The organism is Exiguobacterium sp. s57 (assembly GCF_018617685.1).
Taxonomy (GTDB): domain Bacteria; phylum Bacillota; class Bacilli; order Exiguobacteriales; family Exiguobacteriaceae; genus Exiguobacterium; species Exiguobacterium marinum.
This window is the reverse complement of record NZ_JACSKR010000010.1, coordinates 12487-18380: the sequence shown is the minus strand read 5'-3', so window position 1 is coordinate 18380 and position 5894 is coordinate 12487. Positions and strand designations below refer to the sequence as shown.

Annotated in this window: 7 protein-coding genes, 1 tRNA gene and 1 other RNA gene; 2 read left to right on the top strand and 7 right to left on the bottom strand. The window is 44.2% G+C overall.

Features of this window, described 5'->3' with window-relative positions; genetic code table 11:
- Positions 1-457 precede the first annotated feature (457 nt).
- The 6 genes from KNO98_RS14525 to tadA all read right to left on the bottom strand — a co-directional run bounded on the left by KNO98_RS14525 (position 458) and on the right by tadA (position 4223).
- Entirely contained in the window at positions 458-682 is a 225-nt protein-coding gene (locus tag KNO98_RS14525) for a YaaL family protein (RefSeq protein ID WP_026824762.1), read from the bottom strand.
- The gene (recR, locus tag KNO98_RS14520) at positions 679-1278 is read right to left on the bottom strand and encodes a recombination mediator RecR (protein ID WP_026824761.1); all 600 of its coding nucleotides are present in this window, start codon (positions 1276-1278) and stop codon (positions 679-681) included. The genes KNO98_RS14525 and recR overlap by 4 nt, the downstream gene beginning before the upstream one ends.
- 22 nt (positions 1279-1300) lie before the next feature.
- Positions 1301-1618 carry a YbaB/EbfC family nucleoid-associated protein gene (locus tag KNO98_RS14515; RefSeq protein ID WP_026824760.1) on the bottom strand — a complete coding sequence of 106 codons (318 nt, stop codon included), beginning with the start codon at positions 1616-1618 and terminating at the stop codon, positions 1301-1303.
- Positions 1619-1632: 14 nt separating this feature from the next.
- Positions 1633-3306: a DNA polymerase III subunit gamma/tau gene (gene dnaX / locus KNO98_RS14510; protein WP_214701512.1), complete on the bottom strand. Its 1674-nt coding sequence runs from the start codon at positions 3304-3306 to the stop codon at positions 1633-1635.
- 95 nt (positions 3307-3401) lie between these two features.
- Positions 3402-3669: signal recognition particle sRNA large type (gene ffs, locus KNO98_RS14505), an RNA gene on the bottom strand.
- Between the two features lie 53 nt (positions 3670-3722).
- Complete coding sequence (gene tadA, locus KNO98_RS14500; protein WP_214701511.1) at positions 3723-4223, bottom strand: tRNA adenosine(34) deaminase TadA; 501 nt, start codon at positions 4221-4223, stop codon at positions 3723-3725.
- Positions 4224-4344: 121 nt separating this feature from the next.
- Between tadA and KNO98_RS14495 the strand changes: the two genes are divergently transcribed.
- Both KNO98_RS14495 and KNO98_RS14490 read left to right on the top strand, forming a co-directional pair.
- Positions 4345-4980 carry a deoxynucleoside kinase gene (locus KNO98_RS14495; RefSeq protein WP_026824757.1) on the top strand — a complete coding sequence of 212 codons (636 nt, stop codon included), beginning with the start codon at positions 4345-4347 and terminating at the stop codon, positions 4978-4980.
- Complete coding sequence (locus tag KNO98_RS14490; protein ID WP_251129580.1) at positions 4977-5648, top strand: deoxynucleoside kinase; 672 nt, start codon at positions 4977-4979, stop codon at positions 5646-5648. The genes KNO98_RS14495 and KNO98_RS14490 overlap by 4 nt, the downstream gene beginning before the upstream one ends.
- Before the next feature lie 122 nt (positions 5649-5770).
- Here the strand turns inward: KNO98_RS14490 and KNO98_RS14485 are convergent.
- Positions 5771-5860 (bottom strand) — tRNA-Ser (locus KNO98_RS14485).
- Positions 5861-5894: the final 34 nt, after the last annotated feature.

The window sequence follows — 5894 nt, the reverse complement described above, 5'->3', positions numbered from 1 at the left end:
TTAAATTGACGAAGCTTGCGCTTCATTCAAAAATTGTAAAACTTATTTTTGCCTCATCGTTCAGTTTTCAAAGTTCGTCTGCCGCTCTTGGCGACTTAAACATCTTATCAAGCGAGTGACAAAACGTCAACCATTTTTTAAAATATTTTTTATTTCTTATCGCTTATCTCGGCGACGTCTATTAATATATCAATAAAACATTAAGTGCGCAACCTTTTTTATAAAAAAGATTATTTTTTTTATAAACATGCATTCAAGTTATTTTGCGCTTATTTTTTTCTTCATTATATAAGGCTAAAATTCAACTATTCCTATCTACGTTTTACTTTGAAGTTCAAAATTCCGAATTCATCCTCTTTCGTCCGAAGCGCGAGCCACTTCCCGTTTGCTCTCCGCTTGGGAGTGTGAGCATTCTCTCACTGTAAAGATACAAAAAAGGCGAGCCACTGGCTTCGCCTTATGAACGGAGGGATGATAAAGACACGTTTCGCTTTTTCGCTTCTTTCAAATAAAAGAAGTAAAGAGTTTCAGCTTGTTTTACCTGGGCAGCTAACTCTCCCGTGTCTTCAATGCTGACTTCAAGCATTCGACGTTTCGATTCAAACTTAGCCTTTGCTTCTAGTAACTCAGTCAGTAGTCGCTGATCGTAGTCATCTCTTAACGACTTACGAAACCAATTCATAGTTCTCTTCTACCTTCCATCGCCCGAGACAACGTTACTTCATCCGCATACTCTAAATCTCCACCAACCGGCAAACCATGTGCAAGACGCGTCACGCGAATCCCCGTCGGTTTAAGTAGTCGCGATAAATACATCGAGGTCGCTTCCCCTTCAATGTTTGGATTGGTTGCTAAAATCACTTCTTGAATCGCTTCATTCTCTTGCAAGCGTGTCAGCAAGCTTGAAACGTTAATATCCTCTGGGCCAATTCCTTCCATTGGACTAATAGCTCCATGGAGAACATGATACTTCCCTCTGTACTCTCTCATCTTCTCCATCGCAATTACGTCTCTTGAGTCTTGGACCACACAAACTACTGTCTCATCCCGATGTGAGTCTTTACAAATTGCGCATGGATCCACATCTGTAATATGACCACATACGGTGCAATATTTAATATCCCGTTTCGCACTGACGAGAGCCTTTGCAAATGTTAACACATCGTCTTCTTCCATATCTAAAATATGAAACGCTAAACGCACCGCGGTTTTCGGACCAATCCCAGGTAACTTCGTAAAACTCTCAATCAATCGCCCAATGGCTTCAGGGTATTGCAACTCGCATCGATCCTTTCTTCACTTAAAAGCCTGGGAGATTCATCCCTTGTGTGAAACGTCCCATCTTGTCATTCACAAGTTGATCCGCTTGCTTCATCGCATCATTAATCGCTGCTAAGACAAGGTCTTGTAGCATATCAACGTCGTCCGGATCGACGACGTCTTCTGCAATGATGACATCTAAGACTTCTTTATGACCGCTTACGACAACTTTCACCATGCCGCCTCCTGCAGTTCCCTCAACGGACATATCTTTCAATTCTTCTTGAGCTTTCGCCATATCTTTTTGCATTTTTTGCATTTGTTTCATCATGTTATTCATATTTCCCATTCCACGCATTCAGAGCGCCTCCCTTATGTCTCTTCAATTTCAACGACATCGCCAAATCGTTCCATCGCTTGTGCAACTAACGGATCTTCAGTTTCCGGTTCTTCGACTTGTTCTGTTCGTTCTGCTTGTTTTTGAAGGATGAACTCATTCTTCAATTCATTCCAATCCGTTTCAAGCACCGCCATGATTTCACGACGAATCCCCGTGACTTCGAATAGTGCCTGTTCAATCACATCACGTGTACGACCATTTGAACTCACTTGTTCATAATGCCATGTCATTCCATCTTTAAATTGTACCAGTAAGGTGTCACTTGCACAAAGGACAGCCTCACTTTCATAGAAGAGTGCGAAAATCGGACCATCCTGTATCCGAATATTCGTCATGATGTCTCCCCAGCTGTCGCGAATCGCATTCAAGTGTTGACGTTCGGCCCGTTGCAAGAGTTGGCGAATCCGTTCTTTCGGCACTCGGATTTGAGTTCGTTTCGGGGTCGGTTTCTTCACTTCTTCGCTTGCTACGGTAGTTACACCATTTTTCTTCACTTCATTCAACTCGCGACTTAACTCACGCACTTGATCTTGTAATTGTGTCATTTGTTCACTGATTGTCCGACCTTGTTCCGCGATACGAATGAACGTTAATTCCACCAATACTTTTGGATGGTTCGATAACCTCATCTGTTGTTGGCAATCATTGAGCTCTTCAATCACTTGGAACAATTCGTCCGTTGACGTCGCTTCGACAAATTGACGAAACTCATCCGTCGGACGCGCCCGTTCTAATAAATCAGCAGCTTGCGGAGATGCTTTCAAAAGTAATGCATCCCGATGAACGAACACCAAGTCTTCGATAAAGCGTTTTAAGTCTTTCCCTTCACGCAACATCATTTCAAGGGTACTCAAAATCGAATTCAATTCTTTCCGCTGTAGACCATATGCCATTTCAAGTAGCATTTCGTCCGTCACAGCACCCGTCACTTCCAACACCGCTTCTTCCGTCAACCGACCATCACTAAATGCGAGCGCTTGATCGAGCAAGCTAAGAGCATCTCGCATGCCTCCGTCGGCAGCACGTGCAATCAACTTCAATGCTTCCGGATCATAGTCATGATTCTGATCATTCAAGATATATGCCATTCGTGTTTGAAGTTGACTCACTTCATGTCGTTTGACATCAAATCGCTGACAGCGAGAAATAATCGTTGCCGGAATTTTATGAGGTTCTGTCGTTGCCAAAATGAAAATCGCATGTGCCGGCGGTTCTTCGAGCGTTTTTAACAGCGCATTGAACGCACCGGTCGATAGCATATGCACTTCATCAATGATGTATACTTTATAACGACCTTGCGACGGCGGGTATTTGACTTTATCTCGAATCTCCCGAATCTCATCAACCCCGTTATTCGATGCGGCATCGATTTCGAATACGTCCGGACTCGTACCTTCCGTGATGGCGATACACGTCGGACAGGTATTACATGGTTCACGTGTCGGCGCACTTTCACAGTTGATGGCCTTAGCAATGATTTTCGCCAAACTCGTCTTCCCCGTTCCACGCGGACCGGAAAACAGATATGCATGTGACATGCGTTCCTCTAATAAAGCATTTTGAATCGTGCGTGTGATATGGACTTGACCGACGACCTCCTGAAACGACTGAGGTCTGTATACCCGATATAACGCTTGATACGCCATGAGTTCGCCTCCTTCCCTAACTGTTCTTCTCTATCTCATCATACAAAAAAATCTACAGCCCTGGGGCCATAGATTGAAGTTATAAAATAAATCTGCCGCGCACCGATTTCTGAAAGCGCATCAACATGCGTTACTCATGCAGTTTGCTCAGCCCAAGCACCCCTGCGGCACACGGTACGTCACCACTTAAGGCTGCTTCCTTCCGGACCTGACCTGGTTCATGGGTGACCGTTGCGCAGGACTCAGACGTCAACGCCACTTACATAAGGCAGACCACACCAACGCGCTCCCTCGAATCGGGATTCAGTCTCGCTATAGCGGATTGCGAGTGACAGGGCACCGCTACCTCCCCACCTAGCACGGCAAATGGGTAAATGAAGTTATGCACTATCTCGAGTGCTATTACATTATACTGTTTAATCGATTGGGTTGCAACCTCTCTGATCGAGTCGTTCTTGTTTCTTCCTCTCTCGAAGCGCTCGGAAGAAATCTGTGAGGAGTTGGCCACATTCTTCTGCTAAAACATTTCCCGTTACTTCAGCTTGATGATTAAATCGGTCATCCTGTACTAAATTCATTAACGTTCCACAGCATCCGCCTTTTGGGTCATAGGCCCCGAAGATGACACGCTTGATTCGGGATAATACGATGGCTCCCGAACACATCGGACATGGTTCAAGGGTAACATATAACTCGCAATCTTCTAATCGCCAATTCCTTAACGTTTCGTTTGCCGTTTCGATTGCAATCATCTCGGCGTGTGCCGAAGCCAATCGATCTGTCTCACGACGGTTGTGCCCGATCGCAATCACCTCATCTCCTTTTACAATCACACAACCGATTGGTACTTCACCAATGGCTTCTGCTTTCTTTGCTTCTTCGATGGCCAACTGCATAAATCGCTTATCACGCTCCATCGATTCACCTCATTTCTTATTAAGCATTATGAAAAAAAATGAAAATCAAATCCCTCGCCATATCACTCGTATTGTGTGCTAGAATGGAACTTGCACTTTGGATAATGGAGGATGACATCATATGTTTATAACGGTAGAAGGACCGATTGGTGTCGGGAAAACATCACTGGCCCATATCATCAGTCAGCATTTCTCGATGCAGATGCTGAATGAAATTGTAGAAGAAAACCCATTTCTCGGCAAGTTTTATGAAGATATCGAAGAATGGAGTTTCCAAACGGAAATGTTCTTCTTATGCAATCGATTCAAGCAGTTGGATGATATTCACAAACACCACTTGAGTCAGCAGCAATCCGTCGTTTCGGACTATCATATTTTCAAAAACTTGATTTTTGCTCATCGTTCGCTGAAACCAGCGCATTTGAATAAATACGAGCAGATTTATAAGATTTTGACACATGATATGCCGAAACCTGATGTCGTCATTTACCTACACGCCAGCATTGAGACACTCATGAAACGAGTCGCCTTGCGCGGACGTGAAGTGGAAGAAAATATGTCTCGCGACTATCTTGAACAACTTGCTCACGACTATGAGACGTTCGTTGAATCGTATCGCGCGGCCCATCCAGAAGTGAAAATCCTCTCGTTCAGTGGGGATGAACTCGACTTTGTACACAATCCGGACGATTTGACTCATGTCCTGAAAACGATTGAGCGTGAACTAGAATTAACTAAAGGAGCCCATACAAAATGAAGCTGATTGATAAATACAACATCCCGAACGATACAATCATTACAATCGGTGGAATGGTTGGGATCGGGAAATCAACGATCACCAATTCGTTAGCCGGTGCATTAAACTTCCGAACGTCCCTCGAAAAAGTAGATACAAACCCTTACCTCGATAAATTCTATCATGATTTCGAGCGGTGGAGCTTCCATCTTCAAATTTACTTCCTAGCTGAACGCTTCAAAGAACAGAAGAAAATCTTCCAATACGGCGGGGGCTTCATTCAAGACCGTTCAATCTATGAAGACACAGGCATCTTCGCAAAAATGCATTATGAAAAAGGAACGATGTCGCCAACAGACTATGAAACGTATTCAAGTTTGTTCGAGGCTATGGTATTAACACCCTTCTTCCCACACCCGGACCTATTGATCTACCTTGAAGGTTCGTTCGAACAAGTACTCGAACGCATCCAAATGCGCGGTCGCGAGATGGAGCAACAAACACCAATCGCTTATTGGGAAGAAATGTACGCACGCTACACAGAATGGATCAATAACTTCAACCTGTGTCCGGTATTACGCCTCTCAATCGAAGAGTATGACCTCATCAACGACCCAGACTCAGTTGAACTCATCCTTGAAAAAATTGAAAAGCAATTAACGGTTGCTCGCGAAGCAAAAGTTAGATAATCGATCGAAGGATTGCGCTAGCCAAAGCGTAATCCTTCTTTTTTTGTGCATAAAAAAATCCACAGCTCCTATGTCTGTGGATACAAAAAATGCATCTGCCTCTGCAGATGCCCGATTGAAAGCGGAGTTGGTGGGATTCGAACCCACGCGAGCCTTGCGACTCCTAACGGATTTCGAGTCCGTCCCCTTCAGCCGGACTTGGGTACAACTCCAGGCCTAAAAAAGTGTAAAAAAAAGAAAGTGGAG

What these genes read in the sequence shown, in the direction of transcription:
- dnaX (WP_214701512.1), bottom strand. Translation starts at nt 3,306, where the DNA reads ATGGCGTATCAAGCGTTATATCGGGTATACAGACCTCAGTCGTTTCAG.
- KNO98_RS14515 (WP_026824760.1), bottom strand. Translation starts at nt 1,618, where the DNA reads ATGCGTGGAATGGGAAATATGAATAACATGATGAAACAAATGCAAAAA.
- tadA (WP_214701511.1), bottom strand. Translation starts at nt 4,223, where the DNA reads ATGGAGCGTGATAAGCGATTTATGCAGTTGGCCATCGAAGAAGCAAAG.
- KNO98_RS14525 (WP_026824762.1), bottom strand. Translation starts at nt 682, where the DNA reads ATGAATTGGTTTCGTAAGTCGTTAAGAGATGACTACGATCAGCGACTA.
- KNO98_RS14495 (WP_026824757.1), top strand. Translation starts at nt 4,345, where the DNA reads ATGTTTATAACGGTAGAAGGACCGATTGGTGTCGGGAAAACATCACTG.
- KNO98_RS14490 (WP_251129580.1), top strand. Translation starts at nt 4,977, where the DNA reads ATGAAGCTGATTGATAAATACAACATCCCGAACGATACAATCATTACA.